We start from the raw sequence: 852 nt of genomic DNA on the forward strand, positions 1-852 counted from the left end.
TTTTATATAATGGAGGATTAGCTCAGCTGGGAGAGCACCTGCCTTACAAGCAGGGGGTCGGCGGTTCGATCCCGTCATCCTCCACCATCAAAATATGCCGGTGTAGCTCAGTTGGTAGAGCAACTGACTTGTAATCAGTAGGTCGAGGGTTCGACTCCTTTCGCCGGCACCATTTTGAGTCATTAGCTCAGTTGGTAGAGCATCTGACTTTTAATCAGAGGGTCGCAGGTTCGAATCCTGCATGACTCACCACTTTAATATTTACTATGCGGGTGTGGCGGAATTGGCAGACGCACTAGACTTAGGATCTAGCGCCGCAAGGCGTGGGGGTTCGACTCCCTTCACCCGCACCATAGTTTCTTATAATTTCATAACTGTCAGATAAAAATATCTAAGCATATTGCGGAAGTAGTTCAGTGGTAGAACACCACCTTGCCAAGGTGGGGGTCGCGAGTTCGAACCTCGTCTTCCGCTCCAAATATGCCGGGGTGGCGGAACTGGCAGACGCACAGGACTTAAAATCCTGCGGTGAGTGATCACCGTGCCGGTTCGATTCCGGCCCTCGGCACCATTTTTTAAAAACCGTATATTATTTTTGCGCCCGTAGCTCAATTGGATAGAGCGTCTGACTACGGATCAGAAGGTTGTGGATTCGACTTCTGCCGGGCGCACCATTTCCGGAATGTAGCTCAGCTTGGTAGAGCACTTGGTTTGGGACCAAGGGGTCGCAGGTTCGAATCCTGTCATTCCGACCATTAACAACATACCCATTATATTGGGGCCTTAGCTCAGCTGGGAGAGCGCCTGCCTTGCACGCAGGAGGTCAGCGGTTCGATCCCGCTAGGCTCCACC

At 51.5% G+C, this 852-nt stretch carries 9 tRNA genes; all 9 read left to right on the forward strand.

Going from position 1 to position 852, the window contains the following annotated elements:
• Positions 1-11: 11 nt before the first annotated feature.
• The 9 genes from KGI01_RS13675 to KGI01_RS13715 all read left to right on the forward strand — a co-directional run bounded on the left by KGI01_RS13675 (position 12) and on the right by KGI01_RS13715 (position 850).
• A tRNA-Val gene (locus KGI01_RS13675) sits at positions 12-87 on the forward strand.
• A 9-nt stretch (positions 88-96) separates the two neighbouring features.
• Positions 97-172, forward strand: a tRNA-Thr gene (locus KGI01_RS13680).
• 4 nt (positions 173-176) lie between these two features.
• Positions 177-252 (forward strand) — tRNA-Lys (locus tag KGI01_RS13685).
• A gap of 16 nt (positions 253-268) precedes the next feature.
• Positions 269-353: transfer RNA gene (locus KGI01_RS13690), tRNA-Leu, on the forward strand.
• 49 nt (positions 354-402) lie between these two features.
• Positions 403-477: transfer RNA gene (locus KGI01_RS13695), tRNA-Gly, on the forward strand.
• 5 nt (positions 478-482) lie between these two features.
• Positions 483-571, forward strand: a tRNA-Leu gene (locus KGI01_RS13700).
• A gap of 26 nt (positions 572-597) precedes the next feature.
• A tRNA-Arg gene (locus tag KGI01_RS13705) sits at positions 598-674 on the forward strand.
• 4 nt (positions 675-678) lie between these two features.
• Positions 679-755 (forward strand) — tRNA-Pro (locus tag KGI01_RS13710).
• A 22-nt stretch (positions 756-777) separates the two neighbouring features.
• Positions 778-850 (forward strand) — tRNA-Ala (locus KGI01_RS13715).
• The last annotated feature ends 2 nt before the right edge of the window (positions 851-852 follow it).

Source organism: Kurthia gibsonii (assembly GCF_006539985.1).
Classification (GTDB): domain Bacteria; phylum Bacillota; class Bacilli; order Bacillales_A; family Planococcaceae; genus Kurthia; species Kurthia gibsonii.